A 23,542-nucleotide genomic window follows, 5' to 3' on the forward strand; every position below is an offset into this window, starting at 1 on the left:
GAAGCTAAGCCTCTCAGCGCCGATGGTACTGCCCTGGAGACGGGGTGGGAGAGTAGGACGCCGCCGGACAACCATTCCCGAAGGGGCCCCAGCATTCGTGCTGGGGCCCCTTCGTCGTTCCCCGGACTCCCGCGCGAGACGCGGAGCGCTCCCCCGACTCCCGCGCCAGACGCGCACCGCCGAGCGGAAGGTCGCGCCCGCGGCGGAGCGGAGCGGCTGCACCGAGCCGCTCAGGTACCGAGGGCCTGCACCTCCGGCGCCGGCCCGAGTGCCAGGCCGGGTGCGGTGCGCAGTGCCGGCCGGACGGCCGACGTGCCGGCGCCCGCGGTCCGCTGCGACCGGGCTCCTTCACGCGCGAGCGCGCAACTGCGGCCCCCGTTCCGTCACGTGAGGGAACGGGGGCCGCAGTGCGGGAGGGGCTGCCGGGGCTACGGCACCACCCGCCGGATCCCGGGGAAGGAGACGAGCGCCGCCACCGCGGCGAAGGCCAGGGGCAGGCCGACCGTCAGCGTGGCGGTCGACTGGTCGGTGAACCACGTTCCGATGCTCTGCCAGGCATCGAGCCAGGTGATCAGCACGGCGAGGCCACCCAGCACCACGATGGAGCCGAGGATCAGTCCCCAGTTGCCCGTCTGGCCCCAGCGCTGGTGCACCACACCCATGCCGACGCCGACGAACATGAAGGCCAGCAGCGGGGCACCCGAGGCGGGCACCTGGAGCACGGGATTGCCGACCTCGAAGATCCCCGGGGCCCAGAAGTCCATCCCGGCACCCCAGCCGCCCGTTGCGTTCTCGATGCTGACCAGCGCCGAGAGCGCGATCCCGTAGCCGACCGCCTGCACCAGCGCGATCAGCGCGGTCCCGAGGTAGAACGCCCGCCGGCTGAGGCTGATCCCCATCGCGAACGGCAACACCTGCGTCACCGCCTGCACGTAGACGACCAGCACGGTGATGTAGAAGGCGAGGATCCCGCCGGTGATGCCGCTCTCCTCGCCGGCCGGGGTGAGGTGCCAGACGGCGAGGTTGATGGCGAAGCTGATCGACACGACCAACCAGGGGATGCCGAGCGCCACCAGCGGGTGGACCAGGTGCAGGCGAGCGGCCTGCAGCACGCGGGTCATCGGGAGACCTCCTCGAGGTGGACCGGGACGGCCGGGTCGCCGGCCGCGGTGTGCAGGCTCATGGCGACGACCAGCTGCTGGAGGCTGGTGGCCTCCGAGGTCAGGCCGGCCGCCGTGGCGTCGTCGCCGTCGGCACCGTCGCGCAGCCGCACCACGGCCCGGCTGGTGCCGCCGAGGGACTCGGTGTGCAGCACCTCGTGCCGGCCGCTGAACGCGGCGACGCGCTCCCGGGGTCCGGTGACCGTCAGCGCCGTGCCACGCAGCGACTCCGCGTCGGCGTCGAGCAGCACCCGGCCCCGGTCGATCAGGATCACCCGCTCGAGCAGGGCGGCGATCTCCTCGATGAGGTGCGTGGAGAGGACGATCGTGCGCGGGTGCTCGGCGTAGTCGGCGAGCAAGCGGTCGTAGAACAACTGGCGCGCGACGGCGTCCAGGCCCAGGTACGGCTCGTCGAACAGGGTCAGCGGCGCCCGGGAGGCCAGCCCGACGATGATGCCGACGGCGGAGTTCATGCCGCGGGAGAGCTTCTTGATCGGGCGCTTGGCCGGCAGGTCGAAGTCGCGCAGCAGCGAGGCGGCGAGGCCGGCGTCCCAGTCGGCGAAGACGAACGCCGCCGAGTCGAGCGCGTCCTTGACCCGGAAGTGGTCGGGGTAGCGCTGGCCCTCCTTGATGAAGCAGATCCGGCGCAGGACGTCGTCGTTCTCGTACGGCCGGGCCCCGAAGACCTCGATCCGCCCGCTGGTCGGGACGCGGTGACCGGTCAGCAGCTGCATGAGGGTCGTCTTCCCGGCACCGTTGCGGCCCAGCAGCCCGGTGATGGCGTGCTGCTCCAGGGCGGTCGACACACCGGTGAGCGCGGTGTGCCCCGGGAAGCGCATCGTGACGTCGGAGACGGTGGCGACGACGGTCATCGCGGGTCCTCCCAGCGATCGATCATGTCGGTGAGCTCGTGGGTGGAGATGCCGAGCTTCTGGGCCTCGGTCATCAGGGGGCGGACGTACTGGTCGGCGAACTCGCTGCGCCGACGCTTGAGGACCTGTTCGCGGGCGCCGGTGGCGACGAACATCCCGACTCCTCGTCTCTTGTAGAGGACCCCGTCGGTGACCAGCTGGTTCAGGCCCTTGGCGGCGGTCGCGGGGTTGATGCGGTGGAAGGCGGCCAGTTCGTTGGAGGACGGCGCCTGGCTCTCCTCGGGCAGTGAGCCGTCGACGATGGCGTTCTCGATCTCGGCCGCCACCTGCCGGAAGATCGGGCCGGCATCCTCGTTCACGAGGCGACCCGGGCGTCACCAGGGCCCGAGTGGTCCCTGGGTTCACTACTCATGTAATGAACCATAGGACCTCGAGAGCCCCGGGCACAAGCGTCGTGCCCGACGGTCCGCGGCAGGGGACTACCGCGGGGCGGATCGCGGTGCGCTCAGAGGGCGGCGGCGAGGGCCGCCAGGTCCTCCACGGTGGCGTCCAGGTGGGGGGAGACCCGCAGGACCGGGCCGGTCATCTCCCCCGGCGCCCGCTCCGGGCCGGCCGCGGTCAGCACGATCCCGTGCTCGGTGAGCAGCCGGGTGCGGGTCGCGACGACGTCGACCCCGTCCGGCGGCCGCAGCGTGGTGATCGCCGTCGGCTCCTCCAGCGGCTCCACCACCCGCCAGCCGGCGACCCCGTCGAGCAGCTCCCGGGTGGCCCGGCCGAGCCCGGCCAGCCGGGCGCGGACCCGGTCGGGTCCGGCGGCGAGGTGCTCCCCGACGGCCACCACCAGGCCGATCCGGCCGGCCACGTGCGCCTCTCCCGACTCGAAGGCCCGCATGGGCGGGACCCCCTCCGGCTCGGCCAGCACCGGCACCAGCTCGGCGGCGATCGACGGGCGGACGATCAGCACACCCACGCCACGAGGCCCGGCCAGCCACTTCCGCGAGGTCCCGTAGACGACGTCGGCGCCGAGGTCGACGTCGACGTGCCCGAGGGACTGCGCGGCGTCGAGCACCAGGGGGACGCCGGCCGCGCGGCACAGCGCCGCGACCTCGCGCGCCGGCTGCACGATCCCGCGGTGGCTCCCGATGTGCGTCAGGTGGACCACCCGCGGCGGGTCGGTGGCCAGGAGCCGCTCCACGCCGTCGACGTCGGTCCGCCCGAGGCCGTCCACCGGCAGCGGCTCCGGCCGCAGGCCGGCGGCGCGCAGCTGGGCGACGTTCGGGGCGTACTCGCCGGGCAGGCAGGCGACCCGCGACCCCGCGGGCAGCCGCCAGCCGCCCAGCAGGGTGACCAGCGCCGCTTGCGCCGACTCGACGAAGGCCACGTCGGCGGCGGCCATGCCGGCCAGGCCGCCGATGACCGAGCGTCCCTGCTGGAGCAGGTCGTCGGCGGTCGCCTCCGCGACGTAGCCGCCCAGCTCGGCCTCGTGCCGGGCGTGGTGCGCCGCGGCCTCCAGCGCCCGGTGGCTCTGCCGGCTGGACGCCGCGCTGTCGAGGTGCCGGCCCGCCGGCCGGGGACGCACCGTGCGCCAGTGGGTACCGAGGTCGTCGAACGGCAGGGAGGCGTGCGCGGCGGTCACGTCCAGCACGCTAGGCGGCGCTCAGCTCTCGAGCACGCCCCGGGCCACGGAGACGCCCGAGTGCGCGGGGTCGCCGTCGAGCGGCTCCACCGAGACGTCGACGATCGGGAACTCGCCGAGGTCCAGCCCCGCCGGCAGCTCGAAGGTCTGCGCCCCGGGGCGCAGGACGCCCAGCGGCACCATGTCGACGATCCCGGGTTCGATCAGCCAGATCTCGTAGTAGCCGTCCTCGACATCCGGCGCGTCGAGATCGACCTGCAGGGCCCGTGACCCGTCGGGGCGGACGACGACCTCCGCCAGCCCGGCGGCCGGCTCGTCACCGAGCGGTTCGAGGGCCACGGCGGTGATCGGCTCGACGCCGTCCCCACCGCGCAGCAGCGCCACGGCCCCGGCACCCACGACGGCGCCGGCGACCGCGGCGGCCACGGCGAGGAGCAGCGGCCGGCGGCGGCGGAAGGGCAGCACCTCGCCGCCGCGCGCCGGCGGCGGAGCTGCCGCGGGCGGCGTCGCGGCGGTGACGGCCCGGGTGCCGCCGGCGGTGGCGGGAGGCGTGGTGGGAGTCGCTGCGGCGGAGGAGGCGGGACGCGGCGCCGACGACACCCCGGTGGCCGCGGCGATGCCCGCCCACACCGTGGCCGGCGGCGCCACGGGAGGGCCGGGCTCGGCGAACTGGGGGACGGTGACGGCGTCGACGGCCCGCTGGAGGCAGGCGACCTCCGACTGGCACCGGGCGCACGCGGAGAGGTGGGCGGCGTCCTCGGTCGGAAGCGGTTCGTGCAGCGCCGCGAGGAGCTCCATCTGCCCGTCCCCGGCGACGCCGACCGGATCGACCGGTGCGGTGACACCGAGGCCCGGCAGATCCAGCCGGACCGGCGGGGGTGCGGCGGGGGTGTCGGTCGGTGCCGCGTCGCGGACGGACACCGGCGGGAGCGCTGAGGCCCCGGACGGCGCCGGGGTGGCGACGTCGGGGCGCTGCAGCACTCGCTGGACCGGCGGACCCGCCGCCGCGTCCGGCCGGGTCACGGCCCACGCGGTCGGCGCACCGACGGCGAGGGCCAGCCCGAGCACGGCGGCTGCGGCGGCGGGTCGCACGGTCAGCTCCTCGGAGTGCCGGTGATCAGCGCGTGGAGCGGGCGAGCCGCAGCGCGCCGGCGCCGGCCAGGGCGAGACCGGCCACGGCCGCAGCGCCCACGGGCAGGGGGAGGCCCGAGTCGTCGGCCAGCCCGGCCGTACCACCCGGGACGCCGCTGGGCGCGGAGTGCTGGGCGGAGACGTTCTGGACGGCGAGCTCGAAGCCGGCGTCCTCCGAGCCCCACGCGTAGACGACGGTCGAGGTGCCCTCGGCCAGCGTCAGGTCGGCGGGGCCGATGGCGACGGTGTCGGTGCCCGCGAGCACGACATCGGCGTTGATCGTCCCGGCCGGGACGGTGAGGGTCTCCTCGTTCGGGTTGGTCAGCCCCTCGATCACCGGCTGGCCGCCGGCGCGGACGTCCACGGCGGGCGCCGCGGCGACGTGCCGGACGGTGACGCGGGCCTGGCCGGCGGGCACGGAGCCCGTCTCGTTGACGAATGGCGTGAGCGCGGGGTCGCCGCCCTCGGTCAGGTGGGCCACCACGGTCGCGTTGGCGCCGGCGGGGACGTTCACGCCGGCGGCCGACAGCAGGGGATCCCCGGAGTCGTCGGCGGCGTCGGCCGGGTAGAGCGCGAGGTCGTAGCTGCCACCGGGCAGCTCCAGCGGGTCGGTGAGCGTGCCGGGCTGGAAGTCGTCGATCAGTCGCTCGCCGTTGGCGTACACGTCCACCGGGGTGCCGGGGACGCCGTGCAGGACCGAGACCGTGGCGGTGTGGTTGTCGGCCATGGCCGGGGTAGCGACCAGGACGACGGCGCCGACGGCACCGAGGACGCCGGCGGAACGGCCGACTGTGCGGATGGTGCTCACGGGTGGCTCCTCTCGTAGGGGATCGTGCTGCCTGGTCTTCCGCGCCGCCCCCGCCGCCGGATGCGGTCGTCCCCCAGAATCTTGGGCGCGACCGAATCGGGTCCCTCCCGGCGAGTGCGCCGAACCGGGCTCCCGCCGCCCCGCGAGGCGCTCCCCCGGGCGCACGGGGAGGATGCCCCTGTGCCTGACCGTGACCGCGACGAGCAGGGCCGGGCCCGCAACGCGCGCCCCCGGGACGCGCTCGGGCGGCCGCTGCCGCACGGCGCCGTCGGGGAGGACCGCGCCCCCGAGGGGGTGGTCCGGGTGCCGGAGGTGGCGCTCGCGGAGGCGCAGGCGCTGCTGGACGCCGGCCGACCGTTCCACGCCCACGAGGTGCTGGAGGACGCCTGGAAGTCCGCGCCCGAGGACGAGCGCGAGCTGTGGCGGGGGCTGGCGCAGCTCGCCGTCGGCCTGACCCACGCCGCCCGCGGCAACGACCGGGGTGCGACCACGCTGCTCGAGCGCGGGGCGTCGGCCATCGGCGCGTACGCCGACCGCCGTCCGCACGGGGTGGACGTGGCCGGGCTCGCCGGGTGGGCGCGCGCGCTGGCCGCCGCACCCGCCACCGGCCGCGACCCGGTGCGCAGCGCTCCCCGGCTGCGCGGGTGAGCGGACGGCGCGTGGCGGGGCGACCGGCCAGGGTTCGGGTCCGGGCGGTGCCGGGCACCGACGGGGGGTGAGCAGCGCGGCAGACCGGCACGACGGGATCCGGGCCGCAGCGGTCCTCGCCGCTGCCGTCGCACAGGTGGTCGGCAGCCCCCTGGGCAGCGCGATCGCCGGCCGCAGCGTCGGCGCGGTCAGCGACGAGACCGGCTCGCTGGTCACCCCGGCGGGCTACGCCTTCAGCATCTGGGGCGTCATCTTCGCCGGGTCGCTGGCCTGGGCGGTGTACCAGGCGCTCCCCGCCCAGCGCGGCCGCGAGCTGCACCGGCGCACGGGCTGGCCGCTGGCCGCGGCGTTCGCCGGGAACGCGGTCTGGGAGGTGCTCTTCCCGCTGGTGGGCGTCTCCCTGCCGCTGCTCCCCCTGGTGCTGCTCTTCTGCATCGTGGCGGCCACCGCGGTCGCCTGGGCGCGGCTGCAGGACATCCGGGTCGAAGGACTGGGCCGGGTGCTGCCGGCCGCCGTCGCCGGGCTGCTGCTCGGCTGGGTGACCGTCGCCGCGGCGGTGAACGCCGGCCAGGCCGGGGTCGCCCTCGGCGCGCCGGCGTCCGGCACCACCGCGCAGATCTGGGCGGTGGTGGTGCTGGCGGTCGTCGCCGCGATCGCATCGGCGCTGGTGCTGTCGGCGCGCGACGCCGCCGGGCCGTTCGCGCTCGCCGTCGTCTGGGGCCTGGTGGCCGTCGCGGCCGACGGCCCGCCGGCCCCGGTAGTGATCGCCGCCTTCGCCGCCGCGTCGGCGGTGGCGGTCGCGCTCGTCGTGCGCACCGTCGTCCGGCGGGACCCGGTGTCGCTGCTCGTCGGCTGAGCCGGCGCGGAGCTCAGCGGCCGCGGACGCGGGCGTAGCGGTCGAGCGCGACCCGGCGCTCGTGCGCGTGGTCGACGACCGGCTCCGGGTAGCCGGCCGGGATGCCGCCGGGCGCCGTCCAGGGCTCGTGCACGTGCTTCGGGTCGAGGTCGCGCAGCTCCGGCACCCAGCGCTTCACGTACGTGCCGTCCGGGTCGAACTTCTTCCCCTGGGTGACCGGGTTGAAGACCCGGTAGTAGGGGGAGGCGTCGGTGCCGGTACCGGCGACCCACTGCCAGCCGTGGTTGTTGCTGGCGAGGTCGCCGTCGACCAGGTGCCGCATGAAGTACTCGGCGCCCAGCGTCCACTCCTGGTGCAGGTCCTTGACCAGGAACGAGGCGACGATCATCCGCACCCGGTTGTGCACGTACGACTCGCCGAGCAGTTGCCGCATGCCGGCGTCGACGATCGGGAAGCCGGTGCGGCCGGTCTCCCAGGCGCGCACCAGCTCCTCGGCGTCCGGCCCGGAGTCGTAGCCCATCGCCCGCAGCTCGGGCTTGACGTACTCCCGGGCCGACTCCGGCCGGTGCCACAGGACGTCGGCGTAGAACTCCCGCCAGGCCAGCTCGTCGGTGTACCGGCGCACCGACTCGGTCTGCTCCACCGCGGCGAGGTCGGCCAGCAGCGTGCGCGGGTGGATGCAGCCGTACTTGAGGTAGGCCGACAGCCGGCTCGTCCCGTCGCCGCCCGGGGCGTTGCGACCGTCGGCGTAGCCGAGCATCCGCTTCTCGCGGAAGCGCACCCAGGCGGCCAGCGCGGCGGCCTCGCCGGGCGCCGGCAGGACGACGCCGTCGAGCTGCGGTGCCGTGGGGTGGTCGTCGGAGCGGACGCCGGTGCGCCAGCGGGCGCCGTCGGCCGACGCCGCCGGCGGGCGCCAGCCGTGCTCCCGCCAGGCACGGGCGAACGGCGAGTACACGCGGAACGGCGTCCCGTCGGCCTTGGTGACCCGGCCGGGCGTCACCGCGTACGGCGAGCCGGTGCGCACGAACGGGACGTCGCCCAGCGCCCGCTCCACGGCCTCGTCCCGGCGCCGGCCGTACGGCCCGGCGTCGGCGCTGACGTGCACCGACGTCGCGCCGACCTCGCGCACCAGCGCCGGCAGCACTCGGGCCGGATCGCCGTGCCGGAGGACCAGCGCGCCGCCCAGGTCGGCGTCCAGCGCGGCGAGGCAGTCGAGCAGGAAGCGCCGCCGGGGCTCGCCCGACGGGCCCCACAGCCGGTCGTCGAAGACGAACACCGGCAGGACGTCGCCGTCCGGGCCGGCCGCGTCGCGGGCCGCCAGCAGCGCGGGGTGGTCGCGCAGGCGCAGGTCGCGGCGGAACCAGAGCAGCGCGGTCGGCACCCGGCCGAGCGTAGGAGCACCGGGCTCCGGGCGCGCCTCAGGCGGAGCGGTCGAGGTCCTCCAGCGCCAGCACCCGCCACAGGCCGGTCCGGCGCAGCAGCCCCAGGGTGCGCCGGTTCGCCCCGCGGACGACGACGCTGCCGCCGCGGGCCCGGCACGCCCGGTGGGCGGTGAGGAGGCTGGCCGCCGCCGGGCTCGACAGGTGCTCCACCTCGCCGACGTCGACGACCACCCGCCGCGCACCCGCCAGCAGGGCGTCGTGCAGCAGCCAGCGGATGTCCGCGACGCCGTCGGCGAGCATCTCCTCGGTCAGCCGCAGCACGACCTCGCCGGGGCCGCCCTCGGCACCGGGGGCACGGGTGTCGCGGTCGGCAGGGCGCACGGCGGTCTCCTCGGCGGTCGGTCTCCGCACGGTCCCCAGCAGCCTCGCTCCCGGAGTTTGCGATTCCCCGGGTCGCGACATTGCGATCGCATGACGGTGACCGCCGCGCCCGGGGCGGTCGGCCCGCGGTGGCAGCATGTCCGCGTGTCGTTGCGGATCCTGGTCGTGGAGGACGACGACTCCATCCGGACCGCGCTGCGGTGGGCGCTGGAGGACGAGGGGTACGACGTCGCCGAGGCCGCCTCCGGGGAGGACGCCGTCGGCATGGTCGGCATCGCCGCGCCCGACATGATGATCGTCGACCTGATGCTCGGCTCGATGGACGGCTTGGCCGTCATACGCGAGGTCCGCCGCGCCCACGACCTGCCCGTCGTCGTCGTGAGCGCCCGCGCGGACACGAAGGACATCGTCGAGGCGCTCGAGGCGGGCGCCGACGACTACGTGACCAAGCCGTTCCAGATCAAGGAGATCACCGCCCGGCTGCGCGCGCTGCGCCGCCGGACGGCCACGGCGCCGGCGGGCTCCCCGGCCGACGCCGCCCGGGCGGGCGTCGTCCTCGACCACGACCCCGCGGGTCCGCTGGTCCTGCGGGAGGCCAGCGGCACGGTCTACCGCGGGCACGAGCTGGTCCCGCTGACGCTGACCGAGTACCGGGTGCTCTGCGAGCTGGCCGCCGCCCCGGGGCGGGTCTTCAGCCGGCAGGCGCTGCTCGAGCGGGTGTGGGAGCACGGGTTCTTCGGGGACGAGCGGATCGTCGACGTGCACGTGCGGCGGCTGCGGACGAAGGTCGAGCGGGACCCGAGCGCTCCCCGGCTCGTGGTCACCGTCCGGGGGCTGGGCTACCGCCTGGACCCGCAGTGAGCGGCCGGTGAGCAGGGTCCCGGGGCGGCGGGGGCTGCGGGGGCGGATCGTGCTCGGCTTCGCGGCCACCACGCTGCTGGTCTCCGCGGTGCTCGTGACGACCACCTGGCTGCTGGCCCGCAGCTTCGTGGTCGAGCAGCGCGAGCAGGCGCTCACGCAGCAGGCGTTCGCCGACGCCGAGGTGCTGCGCAACCGGCTGTCCGGCGCCGGCGCCGACGTCGGGCGGGTGCTCGGGGAGCTCGTCCCGTTCGGCGACGCGGAGGTCGTCGTCCGCAGCGGCGACGACTGGTTCTCGTCGAGCCTGGAGGTCGGCGGTCGCGACGTGCCGGCTGCCCTCCAGGAGGTGGTGGCCACCGGCGCGGCGGGCACGCTGCGGGTGAACTCCGCCGACGGGCCGCGGCTCGTCGTCGCCGTGCCCGTGGTGAGCGCGGGCGTGGAGTTCTACGAGGTGGCGCCGCTGGACGACCTGGAGGCGTTGCTGCGCGCGCTCGGCGTCGTCCTCGGTGCCGGTGCGGTCGCGGCGACCGTGGCCGGTGCCGGGTTCGGGGTGTGGGCCGGCCGGCGCGCGGTGCTGCCCCTGGAGCAGGTCGCCGGGGCCGCGACGAGGATCGCCGGCGGGGAGCTCTCCACCCGCCTCCCGGCGACCGACGACCCCGACCTGGTCGGGATCGTGGCGGCCTTCAACAGCATGGTCGACGCCCTGGCCGCGCGGATCACCCGGGACGCCCGGTTCGTCGGCGACGTCAGCCACGAGCTCCGCAGCCCCCTCACCAGCCTGACCACGAGCGTCGAGGTGCTGGCCACCCGCCGCCAGGAGCTCCCGCCGCGCGCCCAGCAGGCCCTGGCCCTGGTGGAGGGGGAGGTCGCGCGCCTGCGCGTCACCCTCGACGACCTGCTGGAGCTGGCCTGGCACGACGGCGCGGGCCAGGTGCCCGACGCCGTGCCGGTGTCGATGGCGGTGCTGGTCCGGGAGGTGCTGGAGCGGACCGGCCGGCCCGTCGGCCTGCTGGACGCCGGCCCGGTGGAGGAGACCACCGTCCTCGGCGACAAGAACCGGCTGGAGCGCGCCGTGCGGAACCTCCTGGACAACGCCGACCGCTACGCGGGCGGGCCCGAGCGCGTCGGCGTCGGGCGCTGCGAGGGCTCGGTCGTGGTGACGGTGGACGACGCCGGCCCGGGCGTGGCCCCGCTGGACCGGGAGCGGATCTTCGAGCGCTTCGCCCGCGCCCCCGGTTCGGCGCGCGGGTCGGTGCCCGGGGCCGGGCTCGGGCTGGCCATCGTGGCCGAGACGACCGCGCAGCACGGCGGGGCGGCGTGGTGCGCCGCCAGTCCCAGCGGCGGCGCCCGGTTCGTCCTGTCGCTGCCGGCGGCGCGGCCGTGAACCGCCTGCGCCGATTGAGCGCCGCGGGCACCCTCGGTGCGGTCCTGGCGGCAACGGCCTGCGGGGTCCCCACCGGCGGGGGCCCGTCGACGATCGCGGCGTCCGATGTCCCGTACGGGCTCGCCGCACCGGCTGCCCCGCCGTCCGCCGCGCCGTCGTCCGTCCCCGGCCAGGCGGGGTGGGCCTACCTCGTCGGCCCCGACGAGGCCCTCGTCCCCCGGGCCCGGGACAGCGGCACGGGGCCGCTCGAGGAGCGGCTGGGCACGCTCCTGGACGCGCTGACCGCCGGCCCGACCGAGGAGGAGCGGGCCCAGCAGCTCTCCACCGCCCTGCCCGCCGGCGTGCGGCTGGAGGTGGCCGGCATCGACGGCGCTACGGCCACGATCGACATCTCCGGCACCGCTCCGCTGTCCTCCAGCCGCCGCGCTGTGGCGCAGATCGTGCTCACCGCGGCGAGCCTGCCCGGCGTCGAGGCCGTCCTGCTGACCAGCGGAGGGGAGCCGGTGGAGGCGCCGCTGCCCTCCGGGGCGCTCACCGACGCGCCGCTGCTGCCCGCCGACTACGCCGACTTCCTCTCCCCTCCACCGCCGCCGGCGGCGTCCCCCTCGGCGGCCGTGCCGGGCGCTCCCGCCACCGGTGCACAGCCCACCGCCGCCGGGCCGCGGGCGTCGCCCACCGTGGCGCCGCCCTTCGTCGCCGACACCCGGCCGGACACGGCATCGCCGTCGCCCGGGGCCGCCGTCACCGTGACCGACCTCCGGGTCGGCCGCCACGAGGGGTTCGACCGGGTCGTCCTCGAGGTGGCCGGCGCCGGGCTGCCGGGCTGGGACGCGCGCTACGTGCCCGAGGCGCGGTCGGAGGGGAGCGGCTCCCCGGTGCAGGTCGCGGGGGAGGCGGTCCTGCGGCTCGCGCTCACCGGGGTCGGGCTGCCCGGGGACACCGGCGCCGCCCCGTACCCGGGCCCCGGTCGCCTGGCGCCGGGGTACCCGGCCGTGCGCGAGGTCGTCCTGGACAGCACCTTCGAGGGGCAGGCGGTGTCCTTCCTCGGCACCGCGGCCGAGCGGCCGTTCCGCGTGTACCGCCTGCAGAACCCCGCCCGGGTGGTGGTCGAGGTGCTCCACCAGGGCTGAGGCGACGAGATCCGCGCACCGGTGCGCGCCCGGTGCGCGGATCCCCACGGGGCCGGTCCGGTCACCAGCGGTGGGCCACGTCGATCACGAGGCGCACCGCGTCGTCGTCCCCGGGGGTGCCGAGGAGGGTGAAGGTGCGGAACGGCAGCCGGGCGCGGGTGCCGACGCCCAGCGTGGTGCGGCCCTCGAAGGAGCCCGCCCACGCGACCTGCTCGAGAGTGCGGAAGCCGTCGACGTCCACGACCTCGCTGCGGCTCGGCGGGAGGTAGGTGGCACGCCCCGAGGCGTCGTAGGCGGGGGCGTCGACGACGACCTCCAGCGCCGCTCCGCCCGCCAGCGGGACGGGGGTGCCCGAGCCCTCCCGGTGCACCGTGCCGACGTAGCGCACCGAGTAGCCGGTGGCCGCCGCCGGACCGCGCAGGTCGACGACCAGGCGGTCGAAGCAGGCGTGCCGGCCGGCGCGCACGTCGCTCACGGTCAGTCCGGCGGTGGATGCCGCGCTGCTCTCCGGCAGCGAGCCCCACACCAGCCCGCAGTACGGTGCGCGGGTCGCCCCGGCGGCCGTCGCCGGGGTGAGGACGCCGACCAGCAGTGCGATCACGCCGGTGAGGATCGCCAGCGGGCCGAGTCGGTACCTGCTCATGGTGGCCTCCCTGCGTCGTGCCCGCGCCCCTGCGGAACGGGCTGACGGGGGAAGGTGTACTCGCCGGCGAGGGGCCCGGGAGCCGCCGCAACAGGGTCTCCACCAGGTCGTCGTCGCCGTCATCCGGTCGTCGCACCACCGCAAGATCCTCGACCGTCCGCGCGCCTCGGTGCACGTGCCCGGGGCGGTCGGGCACCACGGGTCCACCGATCGGGGGCCGCGCGGCGGGCGCATCGGGTGGATCATGGTCGGGTGCCCGAGTTACCCGAGGTGGAGGCGCTGGCGGCGTTCCTGCGCGAGAACGCCGTCGGCCACGTGCTGGCGCGCGCCGACCTCGCCGCCGTCCAGGCGATCAAGACCTTCGACCCGCCGCTGTCCTCCCTGGCCGGGCTGGAGATCACCGGCGCGGCCCGGCACGGCAAGTTCCTCGACCTCGACGTGAGCGGGCTGCACCTCGTCGTCCACCTGGCCCGGGCCGGCTGGCTGCACTGGCGGGAGAACCTGCCCACGGCACCGCCCAAGCCGGGGAAGGGGCCGCTCGCGCTGCGCGTCCACCTGGACGACGGCGACGGCTTCGACCTCACCGAGCAGGGCACCCGCAAGGGGCTGGCCGTCTACGTCGTCCGGTCACCGCACGAGGTTCCCGGCATCGCCCGGCTCGGCCCGGACGCCCTGGAGGTCGACCGCGAGACGTTCGCCCGGCTGCTGGCCGGCCGCAGCGGCCAGCTCAAGGGCGCGCTGACCGACCAGACGCTGGTCGCCGGCATCGGCAACGCCTACTCCGACGAGATCCTGCACGCCGCGCGGCTGTCGCCGTTCAAGATGGCCGACAAGCTGAGCGACGACGAACTGGTCCGTCTCTTCGACGCGGTGCGCGGGACGCTGACCGAGGCGCTGGGCCGTCAGGTCGGCCAGCGCGCCGCCACCATGAAGGGGGAGAAGCGCTCGGGGCTGCAGGTGCACGCCCGCACCGGCCTGCCCTGCCCGGTGTGCGGGGACACCGTGCGCGAGGTCAGCTTCGCCGACACCTCGCTGCAGTACTGCCCCACCTGCCAGACCGGGGGCAAGCCGCTGGCCGACCGGCGGATGAGCAAGCTCCTGCGCTGAGCCCCTCGTCGTCGGCGGCGACGATCAGGTGACCTGATCATCGAGCGTCCTCCCTCGTGGTCGGCGGTGAGGGAGGACGCCGCGCGGCGGGGGAGGACGGCCGTCGCCGCCCGAGCGGGCTCAGCCCGGCAGCAGCGAGACCAGGCGGGTCAGCGCCCGCACGAGGACGCTGCTGCCGACCCCGGCGTCGTCCGGGCGCCCGGCGGAGTCGGCCGCCGAGCCGACCGCCGACCACCAGTCGCGCAGCGGCGGCGGGGAGAGGACGTCGATCCGCTCCCCCGGCTGCGGGACGACGACGTCGACGCCGCGGGCGCCCGCCGCGGCCAGCAGCCGTTCCACAGGCTCGGCCCAGCGGTGGAACGCCAGGTTGAAGGTGGCCCAGTGCACCGGCAGCAGCACCCGCCCGCCGAGGTCGCCGTGCGCCCGCACCGCCTCCTCCGGGTCCATGTGGATGGCGTGCCACGCGTCGTTGTAGGCGCCGACCGGCAGCAGGGTCAGGTCGAACGGGCCCAGCTGGGCACCGATGCCCGCGAACGCCGGGGTGTAGCCGGTGTCGCCGCCGAAGAAGACCCGGTGCCGGGGCCCGGCGACCACCCAGGACGCCCACAGGGTGGTGTCGCGGTGGAAGTAGCGGCCGGAGAAGTGGCGCGCCTCGGTGCAGGTGAGCGCCAGCTCGCCGATGCGGTGCTCGCCGTCCCAGTCCAGCTCGACGATCCGATCCTCGGGCACGCCCCACTTGCGCAGGTGCTCGCCGATGCCGAGCGGCACCACCCACGGCGCCCGCTGGGTGCGCAGCAGGGTGCGCACGGTGGGCAGGTCGAGGTGGTCGTAGTGGTCGTGCGAGATGAGCACCGCGTCGACCGGGGGCAGCTCGTCGAGGGCCATGGGCGGCTCGTGCAGCCGCGTCGGCCCGATGATCGGCGACGGCGAGACGCGGTGCCCCCACACCGGGTCGAGCAGCACCCGCCGTCCGTCGACCTCCAGCAGCGCGCTGGCGTGGCCGAACCAGGTGACGGCGAGCTCGGCGGCGTCGGCAGGGAGGTCGGCGTGCGCCAGCGGGATGGGCCCGCCCGGCAGGCCGACGTGCCGCTCCTCGTGCCACTGGCGGAGCAGCCCGTCGCGGGTGTTGGCGGGTGAGAGCGCGGGGGTGGGCATGCGGTTGTGGAACTTGCCCTCGGAGAACTGCGGCGAGCCGGCCACCACGCGGCGCAGCCGGTGGCGGTGGGCGCCGAGAGCGGTCGGCAGCCCCCAGGCGGCGGTGGTCACCCAGCCCACCGGACCGGCGAGCAGGGCAGCGGCGACGGCGGCACGGCGGAGAACAGGGAACGGCACGTCCCCCAGCATCCCAGCCGGAGGTGGACGGCGGCTGTGAGGCGAGCGACGTCTCCCCCCGGGCACGATCAGGGAACCTGATCATGGAGCGTCCTCCCTCACCGTGGGCGCTGAGGGAGGACACCGCACCAGGTTCCCTGATCATCGCCGCGTCAGCCGGCGATGGCGGCCACCGGTGGGGTCCGCGCCGCCCGGCGGGCCGGCAGCACCGAGGCGAGCAGCCCGGCCACCGTCGCGACCAGCACGATCGCGCCGAGCTGCAGCCACGGGATGCTGATCACCACCTCGCCGTACTCGCCCAGCGCCGAGGCGACCCCGACCAGGCCGTAGGCGCCGCCGACCAGCACGCCGAGCACCGCGGCGACGCCGGCGACGAGCAGGGCCTCCCAGGCCAGCAGCCCGCGCAGCTGGCCGCGGGTCAGGCCGAGCGCCCGGAGCAGACCGCTCTCCTGCCGGCGTTCGACCACCGACAGCGCCAGGGTGTTGCCGACCCCGATCAGCGCGATGAGCACCGCCACGCCGAGCAGCCCGGTGACCACGAGCAGCAGGACGTCGACCACCTCGTCGATCGCGGCCCGCTCGCTGGCCACCCCGGTGACGAACGACGCGGGCAGCGCGTTGCCGGCCAGGTCGGTGACCTCGTCGATCGTCGCGGTCTGGTCGGCGTCGTCGGCCAGCCGCAGCCACATGGTGTCCACCGGTGCGCCGGGGGCGAGGGCCTGCAGGTCGGCATCGGTCAGCAGCGGGTACTCGGTCTCGCCCGCCACGACGGTCAGCGTCCGGGAGCGGTCCTCGGCGGTCAGCGTGAGGGGGTCGCCCGGCTGCACCCCCCACATCTCGGCGCTCCACCTGGCCAGCACGACCTGTCCCGGCTCGGGCAGCGTCGTGTCGGCCGTCGAGCGCAGCACGGGCAACGCCTCCTCCACGTCGACGCCGACGACCACGGTGGCCATGTCGTCCGGCCCGGTGAGCTCCGCCCCGGTCAGCGCGGTGGTGGCGACGACGCCGTCCACCGACGCCAGCTGCGCCTGCAGCGAGCTGGTCAGCTCGTCGCCCGAGCCGCTGACGATCACGTCGGTCGGGTAGGCCGCGGCGAGACCGGCCTGGGCGGTCGACCGCGTCGAGCTGGCGCCCACCACCATCGCGGTGGTCAGCGTGACCCCGATCAGCAGTGCGGTGGCCGTCGCCGCCGTCCGGCGGGGGTTGCGGGTGGCGTTGCCGGTGGCCAGCCGCGCCGGGAGCCCGCCGATCCGGCTCAGCAGCCGGCCCGCCGCGGCGACGACCGGCGGCACCGCCCGCTGGGCGAGCAGCAGCAGCCCGAGCGCGCTGAGCACTCCCCCGGCGAGCGCGATCACGATGTCCGCCGAGGTCACGCCCAGGGCCATCAGGGCCACGCCGGGGACGGCGAGCAGCAGGCCGACGACCAGCCGGGCAGCGCCGCCGCGGGAGCGCAGCGGCGCCGGGTCGGTGGGGCGCAGCGCGGCGAGCGGGGCGACCCGGGTGGCAGCGCGGGCCGGGGCCAGCGCGGCGATCAGCGTGGTCGCCGTGCCGACGGCGAGGCCGACCAGCACGGCGTACAGCGGCACCGACACCCCGGAGAGCGGGACGGGGGAGTCGATCCCCGACACCACCGCGGAGACGGCGGCGGAGAGGCCGATGCCGGCGAGCACGCCGACCACGGAGGCGGCCAGCCCGGTGAGCAGGGCCTCGCCGAGCACGCTGCGGCGCACCTGCCGGGCGGTGGCGCCGACGCAGCGCAGCAGCGCCAGGTCGCGGGTGCGCTGGGCCAGCAGGACCGCGAAGGTGTTGGCGATGACCAGCCCGGCGACGACGACGGCGATGGTGGCGAACACCAGCAGCGCGGTGGTCAGCCAGGTGGCGTCGCCGGTCAGGGCCGCCACGGACTTCTCGGCCTGCTCCGTGCCGGTGCGGACCGTGACGTCGGCGTCGGACAGGGCCGCGCGCACCTCGCCGGCCAGGACCTCGGCGTCGGCGGTCCCGGCGATCCGCAGCTCGGTCGGCTCGATCGCGCCCCAGGCCCGGGCCTGGTCGGCGACGACGTAGGCCTTGCCGTAGATCCCGGCGGTGGGGTCCCCGCCCAGGTCGACCACGCCGGTCACGGTGACGTCGGCCGTGGTCGGGGTGCCGTCGGCGTCGTAGCTGGTGACCGGGAAGACGTCGCCGGCGGCGGCGCCGACGCGCTCGCTGACCGCGACCTCCCCCGGCCGGGCCGGCAGGGCGCCCTCGGTCAGCTGCTGCCAGCGCAGCTGCGGGTCGGCGGCCACCGACTCGACCAGCAGGTACTGGGCGCCGGTGCGCCCGGGGGTGACCGCCTGCACGGAGGTCTGCCAGGTCGGGTCCACGGCCTGCACGCCGCCCAGCCCGGTGAGCGTGTCGACGTGCCCGGCCAGCCCGGCACCGCTGCCGGAGGTGACGACCACGTCGGTGTCCACGTACTGGGCGCCGGCCGCCTTCAGCACCGTGGCGCGGGTGGTCTCGTTGAGCACCAGGGTGGCGACCACGAAGCCCACGGCGATGACGATCGCGAGGGTGGAGGCGATCAGGCGGGGCAGGTGCGCCCGGATGCTCGCCAGCGTCACTGCGCGCATGACGTCAGGCCCCCAGGTCGCGGAGCGCGTCGAGCACGGAGGCCGCGGTCGGGTCGGTGAGCTCGCCGGCCAGCCGCCCGTCGGCCAGCAGCACCACGCGGTCGGCGTAGGCGGCGGCCGAGGCGTCGTGGGTGACCATGACGACGGTCTGGCCGGTCTCCTTCACGCTGGAGCGCAGCAGGCCGAGCACCTCGGCGCCGCTGCGGGAGTCGAGGTTGCCCGTCGGCTCGTCGGCGAAGACGACGTCGGGGCGGGCGAGCAGGGCGCGGGCGATGGCCACCCGCTGCTGCTGGCCGCCGGAGAGCTCGTGCGGTCGGTGCCCGAGCCGCTCGCGCAGGCCCAGCCGGGCGACGACGTCGTCGAACCACACCGGGTCGGGGCGCTGGCCGGCCAGCTGCATCGGCAGCACGATGTTCTCGCGGGCGGGCAGCACCGGCAGCAGGTTGAAGGCCTGGAAGACGAAGCCGATCCGCGAGCGGCGCAGCGTGGTCAGCTCGTCGTCGCGCAGGCTGGTCAGCTCGGTGTCACCCAGCCACACCTGCCCGGCGGTGGCGGCGTCCAGCCCCGCCAGGCAGTGCATCAGCGTGGACTTGCCCGAGCCGGACGGGCCCATGATCGCGGTGAACTCGCCGCGGGCGAACGCGACGTCGACGCCGGCGAGCGCGTGGACGGCGGTCTCGCCGCCGCCGTAGGTCTTGCGCAGGCCGGTGGCGCGGACGGCGGCGGCGGAGAGGGACGCCGGCGGCTCGCCGGGGACGGTCATGACGGGAACGGGCACTGGATGCCTCCGAGATCGGGGACGACGACGGTGATCACGTTCTCGCCGCGACGTGTCCTCCCGCGTCGGAGCGCAGGACGATCTCCGGCGTCATCCCCAGGGAGGACGTGCGGTACCGGAAGGGCTCCGTGTGGGGGACCCGGGGTGCCCCTAGGCGTTGCGGAGCAGGTCCGCCGGCGCGACGAGGCCGCTGCGGTAGGCCAGGACGACGGCCTGCACCCGGTCGCGCGCGCCGGTCTTGGCCAGCACGCGGCCGACGTGGGTCTTCACCGTCGCCTCGCTGACGAAGAAGTGCGCGGCGATCTCGCTGTTGGTGGCGCCGTAGGCCATCTGCTCCAGCACCTCGCGCTCGCGCGGCGTGAGCTCGGCCAGCGCGGCGTCGTCGCCACCGGTGGGCGCCGCGGTCCCGCCGCCCCGCAGCATCGGGGCGACGTGCTGCAGCAGCCGGCGGGTGGAGCTCGCCGCGATCACCGAGTCGCCCGCGTGCACGGTGCGGATGGCGTCGAGCATCTCCTCGGGCGCGGCGTCCTTGAGCAGGAAGCCGCTGGCCCCGGCGCCGATCGCGGCCACCACGTACTCGTCCAGGTCGAACGTGGTGAGGACGACGACCCGCGGCGGCTCGGGCAGGGCGGTCACCTGCCGGGTGCCCTCGATGCCGTCCGTGCCGGGCATGCGGATGTCCATGAGGACGACGTCGGCGCGGGTGCGGGCCAGCAGCTCGACCGCCGCCGCGCCGTCGCCGGCCTCCCCGACCACCGTCAGGTCGGGCTGGGAGTCGATGACCATGCGGAACCCGGCCCGCACCATCTGCTGGTCGTCCACGAGGACGACCCGGATCGCGTCGCTCATCGGGCCGAACGGTAGGGCAGGGCGGCGTGCACGCCGAACCCGCCACCGTGCCGGGGCCCGGCCTCGAGGTGCCCGCCGTGCAGCTGAGCGCGCTCGCGCATGCCGCGCATCCCCTGGCCCAGGCCGTCGGACCCGGTGATCGCCGCCGCGGCGCCGCGGCCGTCGTCGAGGACGGAGAGCTCCAGCGCGTCGGGCCGCCACTGCAGCCGCACCCAGGCGCGGCCGGCGGGGCCCGCGTGCTTGAGCACGTTGGTGAGCGACTCCTGCACGATCCGGTAGGCGGCCAGCTGCGGTCCGGCGGGCATCGGCTGCGGCGTCCCCTCCACGATCAGGTCGACGTCGAGACCGCTGGCGCGCACGTCCTCGACCAGGGCCGGGATCGCGGCGACGTCGGGCTGCGGCGCGTACTCCTCGCCGCCGCCGTCGCGGAGCACGCCGAGCAGGGCGCGCATGTCGGTGAGCGCCTGCCGGCCGGTCGCGGCGATCGCCTCCAGCGCGTCGGTGGCCGCCTGCGGATCGGCCTTGCCGGCGTAGCGGCCGCCGTCGGCCTGCGCGATGACGACCGACAGGGAGTGCGCGACGACGTCGTGCATCTCCCGGGCGATGCGGGCCCGCTCGGCGGTCGCGGCCAGCCGCATCTCCTGGTCGCGCTCGAGCTCCAGCAGCTGCGCGCGCTCCTCGAGCGCGGCGAGCCGCTGGAGCCGGGCGCGCCGCAGGTCGCCCAGTGCCCAGGCGGCCACCACCGAGACGCCGATGGCACCCGCGGTGAGGATCGTGCTGTCGCTGAGGCCCCCGCCGAAGTACCGCAGGGCGGCGAGGACCGCCCCGACGAGGCCGATGGCCAGCCCGGCCTTCCCGGCCCAGCGCGGGGCGTACCCGGCCAGCGAGTAGACCATCACCAGCACCGCGACGTTGGCGGCCAGGAAGTCGTCGGTCAGGACCAGCTCGAGCAGCCCGACCGCGACGACCACCGCGGCGGCGGGCACCGGCGCGACCCGGCGCCAGGCCAGGGGGGCGATCAGGAGCGCCCCGAGGACCAGGGCGCGGATCTGGTCCGACCAGTAGTAGGCCCCGGCGAGGGCGGGCAGCACCACGGTGACGAGACCGAGCGCGGCCGCGAGCGCGGCGTCGACGGCGAACGTCCGGTCCCGCAGCCAGGCGGCCGGACGCTCGACGACGGCCGACCGTTCCACGACCAGGAGCCTAGGGAGCCGGGCCGCCCGCCTCGTCGCCCCTCGGGATGATCTGCGTGTCCTCCCGCAGGCTGATCAGTTCTCCCCGGTCGGGTCCTCCGGGGCGCCGAAGTCCCCCTGGCCGGGGGGCGAGGAGACCACGGGAGCCTCCATCGTGACCTCGCCGGCCTGCTCGAACACGAACGTGACCGGGATCGACTGCGACGAGCGCAGGTCCGTGCCCAAGTCGGTGAGCACCACCGACGGCGGGCCCTCGGGCTCGAGGTAGACGTTGTCCTCCTCGGGCACGTCGATCGCGCCGTCGGTCCCGTCCAGCGCCGTCAGCTCCGCCCCGGCGAAGTCCTCGCCGCGGACCTCGACCAGCTGGTCCCCGGTGGTCCCGGTGTTCGTGATCGCCGCGTACAGCTGGACGTCCTCGCCGACCTCCCACACGCCGTCCTCCGGGTAGGCGAGCCCCAGCGCCGTGATCGAGATGTCCTCGGTCACCGCCGTGTCGGGGCCGGGGTTGCCGCCGTCGACCTCCGTGCCGATCTCCTCGATCGGGTTGGCCGACTCCTCCTCGTCGGCGACCCCGCCGCAGGCGGCCAGGGGCAGGGTGGCCGCGAAGAGCAGGGCGGCGAACGGGTGGGTGCGCGTGCGGCGGGTCATGCTGGTCCTCCTGGAGTGGCGTTCGACCGTCCGGGGCTACCCCGGCCGGCGCGCCGCCACCGCACCGGTGGGTGGACCGCAACAGAGTTGTCGCATTGGGGGGCGCGTGGACGACGACGAGCGCCGGCGCGCGGCCGGCGACGACGGCGGTGACCCGGCCTGCTGGCTGCGCCGGGTGTGCCCGGCCTGCGGCGGTCTGGCGGACGAGGACCCGCCGACCGTCTGCCCCCGGTGCGGGGAGCAGCTGCCCGCGGGGTGAACGGGTCAGGCGGCCGCGGGCGCCCGTCCCGCCGACCGGAGGTCGCAGAGCGCGTCGCGCAGGGCCAGCCCGAGGCGGTCGGCGGGGAGGTGCAGCTCGTCGCGGCGGTCCAGCGGCAGGCCGGGGAGCCCGGTGCCGGCCACCAGCGCCAGGTCGGTGTCCAGCGCTCGCTGCTCGGCCGCCACGTGCTCGGCGAGCAGCGCGCGGGAGGGCAGCGGCTGCCCCGGCCCGGCGGAGTGCAGCAGCCGGGTGAACACCCGGGTGGAGTCGGCGTCCTCCGGCTGGAGCAGGGTGACCACCGTCGTCGTCGACCCGGAGTCGAGCTGGTCGCGGCGCACCCGGAGGGCGAACGGCGCCCGGTAGGCGTAGGTGACCCGGCGGCGCTGCCGCAGCGGCCGCCCGCCCAGGGCGACCTCCGGGTCCAGCGGGTCGTCGCACCACTGCTCCTGCACGGAGCAGAAGCCACCGGGCTCCCGGACCACCTCGTACGGCGCCACCTCCGGGTGGTCGGCGGCCGCGGACGTGCCCCCGTGCACGAACGGCAGCCGGGCGACGTCGAGCAGCAGGTCGGCGACGACGGCCGCCGGTGCCGCGGTGCGCCGGGGGGCCAGCCAGCGGGTCAGGAAGCGCCGGTCGGCGTCCTCCGGCACGTCCAGCGGTACGTCGCCCGGCGCGCACGGGGCCAGCTCGACCACGCCCCGGCGCTCGCGGACCCCGTGGGCGGGCGGATCGGCGCGCAGCCCGTCGCCGTCCCGCCGCAGCGTCCACGTGCGACCGAGCAGCCGCACCTGCAGCCAGCCGCCGGGCCGCAGCTCGCCGGCGAGGGCCACCGGGTGCCAGGCCGCGGCGAGCGACGGGTCGAGGTTGCCGAACAGGGGCCCCACCGGCGCCGGTGCGGAAGGCACCGGCTCGGGCGTGGGCGGCCCGGTCGGGCGCGGCGGCAGCGGGAGGGCGGTGCGGTCGGGGGCCAGCCAGATCCAGCCGTGCCGCTCCTCCACCGCCCACGGCACCGGCAGGTCCGCGCGCGGCGGCGGGACGCCGGCCGGACCGAGGGAGGGGACGGTGACGCACCGGCCGTCGGCGTCGAACCGCCAGCCGTGGCGCGGGCACTCCAGCCGGCCGCCGGAGACCGAGGCCGCCGCGAGCGGCACGGCCCGGTGCGGGCAGCGGGCCGGGAAGGCGCTCACCTCGCCCCCGGGCCGGAGCCGGACCACCACGAACGCCCGCCCGCCGGCGCCCACGGGCACCGGCGTCGTCCCCACGTCGGCGGCGCGGGCCACCGCGAACCATCCCGACGGCAGAGCGCTGATCGCGACCATGAGCCATTGCACCGTGGCCGGATGTTCGCGGCGTTACGGGCGGCTCAACGTCGTGGGTCGACCGGGCCGCGGCCCGATGCGGGAGCCGCGGCCGGGTGACCGGTCAGCTGGTGGGGGAAGCCGCCCGTGCGGCCCGGAGCAACGAGACCCCGGCGGAGCCGGCGAGAACTCCTCCGCCGACGGTCAGGACCAGGCCAGGACCCGGCGCCCAGCCCGAGGCCCCCACGAGGCTCACCAGGTGCAGCACCTGCCACAGCGGCAGGGCGATGGCCACCACGGCCAGGACCGCCGCGTGAACGGCGGCGAGGGTGGCGGAGCGGATGATCGCCCCGGCGACGCCGAGCAGTGCCGCGTACATCGTCCACAGGCCAGCGCCCCGCACGCCCGCGACGTTGCCCGCGGCCGTGGCGACCCAGGGGAGGAAGGCCCCGAGGAGCACCAGGAGCGCAGCACCGAGCAGTCGTCTGCTCCCGGGGCTGCGGCGCCGGCCCCGGCGCCCCGACTCCTGCGCACTCGTCGCCATGAGCAGGGAACTGTAGGTGCTCCGGCGCCGGCGCGG

General features: G+C 76.3%; 24 protein-coding genes. 7 read left to right on the plus strand and 17 right to left on the minus strand.

From position 1 onward, the window contains the following. Positions 1-428 precede the first annotated feature (428 nt). The 6 genes from ACI79S_RS19220 to ACI79S_RS19245 form a co-directional block, all read right to left on the minus strand. Entirely contained in the window at positions 429-1,121 is a 693-nt protein-coding gene (locus ACI79S_RS19220; protein WP_456595046.1) for a hypothetical protein, read from the minus strand. Next, the gene (locus tag ACI79S_RS19225; protein WP_456595047.1) at positions 1,118-2,032 is read right to left on the minus strand and encodes an ABC transporter ATP-binding protein; all 915 of its coding nucleotides are present in this window, start codon (positions 2,030-2,032) and stop codon (positions 1,118-1,120) included. Before ACI79S_RS19225 ends, ACI79S_RS19220 begins: the two co-directional genes overlap by 4 nt. Then, the gene (locus ACI79S_RS19230; protein WP_456595048.1) at positions 2,029-2,391 is read right to left on the minus strand and encodes a GntR family transcriptional regulator; all 363 of its coding nucleotides are present in this window, start codon (positions 2,389-2,391) and stop codon (positions 2,029-2,031) included. Before ACI79S_RS19230 ends, ACI79S_RS19225 begins: the two co-directional genes overlap by 4 nt. Before the next feature lie 146 nt (positions 2,392-2,537). Further along, complete coding sequence (gene egtE, locus ACI79S_RS19235; RefSeq protein WP_456595049.1) at positions 2,538-3,668, minus strand: ergothioneine biosynthesis PLP-dependent enzyme EgtE; 1,131 nt, start codon at positions 3,666-3,668, stop codon at positions 2,538-2,540. 21 nt (positions 3,669-3,689) lie between these two features. Next, the gene (locus tag ACI79S_RS19240) at positions 3,690-4,760 is read right to left on the minus strand and encodes an anti-sigma factor (RefSeq protein WP_456595050.1); all 1,071 of its coding nucleotides are present in this window, start codon (positions 4,758-4,760) and stop codon (positions 3,690-3,692) included. Between the two features lie 25 nt (positions 4,761-4,785). Further along, on the minus strand, positions 4,786-5,607 hold the full coding sequence (locus tag ACI79S_RS19245; protein ID WP_456595051.1) for a DUF4397 domain-containing protein: 822 nt from the start codon (positions 5,605-5,607) through the stop codon (positions 4,786-4,788). Positions 5,608-5,787: 180 nt separating this feature from the next. Here ACI79S_RS19245 and ACI79S_RS19250 point away from each other — a divergent pair, with 180 nt between their 5' ends. Both ACI79S_RS19250 and ACI79S_RS19255 read left to right on the plus strand, forming a co-directional pair. After that, positions 5,788-6,255 carry a DUF309 domain-containing protein gene (locus ACI79S_RS19250; RefSeq protein ID WP_456595052.1) on the plus strand — a complete coding sequence of 156 codons (468 nt, stop codon included), beginning with the start codon at positions 5,788-5,790 and terminating at the stop codon, positions 6,253-6,255. 67 nt (positions 6,256-6,322) lie between these two features. Beyond that, positions 6,323-7,111, plus strand: a complete 789-nt coding sequence (locus ACI79S_RS19255) for a hypothetical protein (protein ID WP_456595053.1) — start codon at positions 6,323-6,325, stop codon at positions 7,109-7,111. A 13-nt stretch (positions 7,112-7,124) separates the two neighbouring features. Here ACI79S_RS19255 and ACI79S_RS19260 read toward each other — a convergent pair whose 3' ends face one another. Beyond that, a complete protein-coding gene (locus ACI79S_RS19260) occupies positions 7,125-8,492 on the minus strand; it encodes a cryptochrome/photolyase family protein (protein WP_456595054.1) in 1,368 nt (455 codons plus the stop codon). A gap of 37 nt (positions 8,493-8,529) precedes the next feature. Further along, positions 8,530-8,874 carry an STAS domain-containing protein gene (locus tag ACI79S_RS19265; RefSeq protein ID WP_456595055.1) on the minus strand — a complete coding sequence of 115 codons (345 nt, stop codon included), beginning with the start codon at positions 8,872-8,874 and terminating at the stop codon, positions 8,530-8,532. Positions 8,875-9,018: 144 nt separating this feature from the next. Between ACI79S_RS19265 and ACI79S_RS19270 the strand changes: the two genes are divergently transcribed. Genes ACI79S_RS19270 through ACI79S_RS19280 form a run of 3 tightly spaced genes read left to right on the plus strand, consistent with a single transcriptional unit; the run spans position 9,019 to position 12,246 of the window. Beyond that, positions 9,019-9,735, plus strand: coding sequence for a response regulator (locus tag ACI79S_RS19270; RefSeq protein ID WP_456595056.1), 717 nt, complete (start codon positions 9,019-9,021; stop codon positions 9,733-9,735). A gap of 7 nt (positions 9,736-9,742) precedes the next feature. After that, positions 9,743-11,116, plus strand: a complete 1,374-nt coding sequence (locus ACI79S_RS19275; RefSeq protein WP_456595057.1) for a sensor histidine kinase — start codon at positions 9,743-9,745, stop codon at positions 11,114-11,116. Beyond that, positions 11,113-12,246, plus strand: a complete 1,134-nt coding sequence (locus ACI79S_RS19280; RefSeq protein WP_456595058.1) for a GerMN domain-containing protein — start codon at positions 11,113-11,115, stop codon at positions 12,244-12,246. The genes ACI79S_RS19275 and ACI79S_RS19280 overlap by 4 nt, the downstream gene beginning before the upstream one ends. Positions 12,247-12,307: 61 nt before the next feature. On the opposite strand, the gene ACI79S_RS19285 is transcribed toward ACI79S_RS19280, so the two are convergent. Beyond that, positions 12,308-12,889: an AMIN-like domain-containing (lipo)protein gene (locus tag ACI79S_RS19285; protein ID WP_456595059.1), complete on the minus strand. Its 582-nt coding sequence runs from the start codon at positions 12,887-12,889 to the stop codon at positions 12,308-12,310. Between the two features lie 252 nt (positions 12,890-13,141). Here ACI79S_RS19285 and ACI79S_RS19290 point away from each other — a divergent pair, with 252 nt between their 5' ends. Continuing rightward, positions 13,142-13,996 (plus strand): Fpg/Nei family DNA glycosylase, encoded by an 855-nt coding sequence (locus ACI79S_RS19290; protein ID WP_456595060.1) that lies wholly within the window; start codon positions 13,142-13,144, stop codon positions 13,994-13,996. Positions 13,997-14,116: 120 nt separating this feature from the next. On the opposite strand, the gene ACI79S_RS19295 is transcribed toward ACI79S_RS19290, so the two are convergent. The 6 genes from ACI79S_RS19295 to ACI79S_RS19320 all read right to left on the minus strand — a co-directional run bounded on the left by ACI79S_RS19295 (position 14,117) and on the right by ACI79S_RS19320 (position 21,405). Further along, a complete protein-coding gene (locus ACI79S_RS19295; RefSeq protein WP_456595061.1) occupies positions 14,117-15,328 on the minus strand; it encodes an MBL fold metallo-hydrolase in 1,212 nt (403 codons plus the stop codon). Between the two features lie 152 nt (positions 15,329-15,480). Continuing rightward, a complete protein-coding gene (locus ACI79S_RS19300; RefSeq protein WP_456595062.1) occupies positions 15,481-17,937 on the minus strand; it encodes an ABC transporter permease in 2,457 nt (818 codons plus the stop codon). A 4-nt stretch (positions 17,938-17,941) separates the two neighbouring features. Next, entirely contained in the window at positions 17,942-18,715 is a 774-nt protein-coding gene (locus tag ACI79S_RS19305; RefSeq protein WP_456595063.1) for an ABC transporter ATP-binding protein, read from the minus strand. A gap of 150 nt (positions 18,716-18,865) precedes the next feature. Next, positions 18,866-19,564: a response regulator gene (locus ACI79S_RS19310; protein WP_456595064.1), complete on the minus strand. Its 699-nt coding sequence runs from the start codon at positions 19,562-19,564 to the stop codon at positions 18,866-18,868. Then, complete coding sequence (locus ACI79S_RS19315; protein ID WP_456595065.1) at positions 19,561-20,757, minus strand: sensor histidine kinase; 1,197 nt, start codon at positions 20,755-20,757, stop codon at positions 19,561-19,563. Before ACI79S_RS19315 ends, ACI79S_RS19310 begins: the two co-directional genes overlap by 4 nt. A 75-nt stretch (positions 20,758-20,832) precedes the next feature. Continuing rightward, positions 20,833-21,405, minus strand: a complete 573-nt coding sequence (locus ACI79S_RS19320) for a copper chaperone PCu(A)C (RefSeq protein WP_456595066.1) — start codon at positions 21,403-21,405, stop codon at positions 20,833-20,835. 106 nt (positions 21,406-21,511) lie between these two features. Here ACI79S_RS19320 and ACI79S_RS19325 point away from each other — a divergent pair, with 106 nt between their 5' ends. Beyond that, complete coding sequence (locus tag ACI79S_RS19325) at positions 21,512-21,664, plus strand: hypothetical protein (protein ID WP_456595067.1); 153 nt, start codon at positions 21,512-21,514, stop codon at positions 21,662-21,664. 5 nt (positions 21,665-21,669) lie between these two features. Here ACI79S_RS19325 and ACI79S_RS19330 read toward each other — a convergent pair whose 3' ends face one another. Further along, positions 21,670-22,983 carry a Rieske 2Fe-2S domain-containing protein gene (locus tag ACI79S_RS19330; RefSeq protein ID WP_456595068.1) on the minus strand — a complete coding sequence of 438 codons (1,314 nt, stop codon included), beginning with the start codon at positions 22,981-22,983 and terminating at the stop codon, positions 21,670-21,672. A gap of 103 nt (positions 22,984-23,086) precedes the next feature. Further along, positions 23,087-23,506, minus strand: a complete 420-nt coding sequence (locus ACI79S_RS19335; RefSeq protein WP_456595069.1) for a hypothetical protein — start codon at positions 23,504-23,506, stop codon at positions 23,087-23,089. Positions 23,507-23,542: the final 36 nt, after the last annotated feature.

Source organism: Blastococcus sp. SYSU DS1024 (assembly GCF_054050795.1).